Consider the following 3,505-nt stretch of genomic DNA (forward strand, 5'->3'; position numbering starts at 1 on the left):
ACTGCTGATCGATCTGGCGGACCAGGTTGGCATCGATCTTTTCCAGGCCCGGCCGTAGTGAGGCGTAGGCCTGCTGCGCGCCTTCGACGTTGCCCGAAAAGTCCACCAGGTCAATGTGACTGAAAGCTTCTTCCTCGCCGGTGATCTTGGTGTTCTGGATCTCTTCGATCAGGTCGCTGGCGCCGTTGGCCAGGTCCTCGGGCTTGTACTGCAGGGTCGCGACGATGCCGTTCAATTTACCGACATTGCCCACCATTTCGGTGCTAAGCGCCTTGGTCCCGGGGGTGATCGCGCCGCCCTGCCACAGATCGCGCTCGATGGCGTGGAAGCCCTTCCAGCCAACCTTGGCATCGACCGGTGTCGACTCACGCATGTCGATCAGGTAGTCCAGGCTGCCGGCATTGTCGCCGACGGCGAACCCCGGCAGGACGAAGCCCTCCACGGTGGACTCCGAACGCTCCCAGAACAAGCGGGCTTTGGCGTAGGCCGCCTTCGCGGCCTCGACGTTGCCCGACTGCACGGCGGCATCGAGTGCCTTCACGCCGTCGTTGAGCTGTCCGATCTGGTTGACGATGTAGGTGGCGTAGTCCTTGGTGCCCTGGCCGAGGATGCTCGCCACGGTGCCCGTGGGTGTCGCGGGCGCATTACCGGTGACCGTCAGGGTCTGGTATTCGGTGCTGGCGCCCGGACAGTAGAGCTGGTAGGCGCCCCCGTCCAGCGAAACCGTGAACGACACCGGGTCCAGGCCCGGGGCGAGGTTCTCCTTCTCGCCGACAATCCGCTGGTCCCTGAGCAATTCGACCTCGTTGATGCCGGGCGCATTGGTGTTGGCGACCGTGAAGGTCACCGGCCCGGCGGGCACGCTGGTGGTGTCCAGGGCGCAGCCGTCCTTGCCGCCGTCGTTGGCCATGGTGACCTTCACCGCGTTGGTACCGCCCGGTTTCGGCGGCTGGGCGTGGGTCGCGGTGTCACCCGAGTGGCTGCATGCGGTCGCGGACAACGCCGTCGTCGTGGCGAGAACCATTGCAGTCAACAGGAATTCACGAGACCGGCACGCTGCCAGGGCGATGCGACTCACCTTCAATGGATTTCCTCTCATCGGTCTGCCTGCGGTCCGCGCGCACCGAGGCTATCGCTGACAGCGCGCAAGCTAAGGCAAAACCCGCTATTACCAACGGCAACCAGACATTCCACAGCTGCCGCTCCCCGCGATTGTGGTCGCTCGCGACGATCTCGGCCGCCGTCGAGTGGTCATCGGCAGCGGAGGTGGACCAGTCCGTCGTCAGCCCGCCGAGACTAACGGTCTTGGCCCCGGTCAGCCCACCGCCGGTCAAGATCGCGGTGCGGTTGCTCGTCGCGTGCGCGCTCACCACGCAATCACCCCGCGCGAGCACGGTGTACTCGGTGGTCGTCGACCATTGACCCTGAAACGGCCCCGGAGTGCGGCCGGCCGCGAGACCGACCGGCAGCCGGCCCCCCGTCATGCTCAGCAACTGGTTCAGCGAGACCTCCGGCGCACCGTCGGCCCCGGCCGCCTCGGAAGCCTGCCACACCTGCACGGGCAAGCCGTCCACCGTTTGATCGTCGCCCGGGATCAGCACGATGCTGTGGGCGGTCGAGCTGCCCTGGGGGACGACGGTCAGCTCGCGCCCGTGCGGCCCGGTCGCCATCGACACCACGGCGGTGTGGCCCGCGCGGTCGGTGACGGTGCGCGCCCGCAGGCCCGCGGACGGGCCGGCGGCGGGCGTCGTGATCGCCAGCCCCGCCCCGACGAAGATCAGCGCCGCCGACGTCGCCGCCAGCAGCCGGCTGCGGGTTCGCGGCGCGGCGGCGAGCCGGGCGGGCCACAGGAAGATGACAAGCACCGGCACGGCGTAGAGCAGCCAGCCCACCACCTCGACCAGCCGAGGGTCGGCGGGGATGCCGAACACCCCGGTCGTCACGGCGCCCAGCACCGAGTTGGCGGGTATCCAGCCGGACAGATCGAGCACCTGCTGCTGGCCGATGCTCACCCACCCCGCCTCGTGCGCGGTGCGCAGCGCACCCAGCACCAGCCCGGCGGCGATCAGCACCAGGAACACCCCGGTGACCCGGAAGAACCGGCCGAGGTTGATCCGCAGGCCGCCGTAGTACAGGGCCACCCCGAGCCCGACCGAGGTCGCGATGCCGACCGCGCCGCCCAGCACGGCGAACCACCGGTTGCCGTGTGACGTCTCGGCGGCCGCCAGCAAGAACACCGAGGTCTCGAAGCCCTCCTTGAGGACGGCGAGGAACGCCATGGCCGCCAGCGCGAACGCGCCGCCGCGGTTGACCGCCTGACGGGCCTCGCGCTCGAGTTCCCCCTTGAGCTGCGCGGCGTTGCCGTTCATCCAGATGATCATCGACGTCACGAACACCACCGCGATGGCGTTGATGACGGTCTCCATCATCTCCTGCTGTACCTGCGGCAGGCTGGCGGCGAACAGGTCGAGGCCCACCCCGACGCCGACGCTGAGCAGCACGGCCAGGCCGACGCCGACAAACATCGGGCGGACCGTCTGGCCATTCCGCTTGAGGAACGCACCGACGATGCTCACGATGAGCGACGCCTCTAGGCCTTCGCGAAGACCGATGAGAAACGTGCCGATGAATACGCCGAATACGCCCTGCATACGCCCAATTTCTGTCCCGCCGATCGGGACTTTCGGCTTAGCGTAGCCTAACTAAGCGCTGGCTATTCGCCCTGGTCCGCCGCCCGCGGGGTCAGGAAGCCGGCGCGGTCACGAAGTCGATGAGTTCTTCGACCCGACTGATCAACGCCGGTTCCAGATCGTTCCAGTCGCGCACCCGTGAGCGGATGTGGCGCCAAGCCCTGGCGATGTCCGCCTGATCGCGGTGCGGCAGATCCAGGGCCTCGCATACCCCGTGTTTCCATTCGACATTTCGTGGCACCTTCGGCCAGGCCTCCAGGCCCAGCCGCTGCGGCTTGACGGCCTGCCAGATGTCGACGTAGGGATGGCCGACGACCAGCGTGTCGGCACCACCCGGGCCGCGCCGCACGGCATCGGCGATCCGCGCCTCCTTCGAACCCGTGACGAGGTGGTCGATGAGCACCCCGAGCCGGCGCCCGGGGCCCGGGGCGAACTCGGCGACGATGTCCACCAGGTCGTCGACGCCGCCCAGTTGCTCTACGACGACACCTTCGATCCGCAGGTCCTCGCCCCATACCTGGGCGATCAGCTCGGCGTCGTGCCGACCCTCGACGTAGATCCGGCTGGCACGGGCGACCCGGGCGCGAACACCCGACACGGCGACCGAACCGGATGCGGTCCTGTTCACGGCGGTCGGGGCGGGCCGGCGCGGCGCGGTGAGGATGACGGGACGACCCTCCAGCAAATAGCCTGGGCCCAAAGGAAATCCGCGCACGTGACCGCGTCGGTCTTCCAGGTCCACCCGACCATATTCGACGCGCACCACCGCGCCGACATATCCGGTTTGCACGTCCTCGACCACCAGGCCAAGTTCG

At 68.1% G+C, this 3,505-nt stretch carries 3 protein-coding genes; all 3 read right to left on the minus strand.

The window, feature by feature from the left end:
* A partial coding sequence (efeO, locus tag A9W96_RS00395; protein WP_197499352.1) for an iron uptake system protein EfeO occupies nucleotides 1–1,024 on the minus strand: 1,024 nt, incomplete at its 3' end.
* Between the two features lie 16 nt (nucleotides 1,025–1,040).
* Nucleotides 1,041–2,651: an iron uptake transporter permease EfeU gene (gene efeU / locus A9W96_RS00400; protein WP_066879014.1), complete on the minus strand. Its 1,611-nt coding sequence runs from the start codon at nucleotides 2,649–2,651 to the stop codon at nucleotides 1,041–1,043.
* Between the two features lie 91 nt (nucleotides 2,652–2,742).
* Nucleotides 2,743–3,505: DUF3097 domain-containing protein (locus A9W96_RS00405; RefSeq protein WP_067137279.1), on the minus strand; the 763-nt coding region annotated here is incomplete at its 5' end.

The organism is Mycobacterium sp. 1245852.3, from assembly GCF_001669335.1.
Taxonomy (GTDB): domain Bacteria; phylum Actinomycetota; class Actinomycetes; order Mycobacteriales; family Mycobacteriaceae; genus Mycobacterium; species Mycobacterium europaeum_A.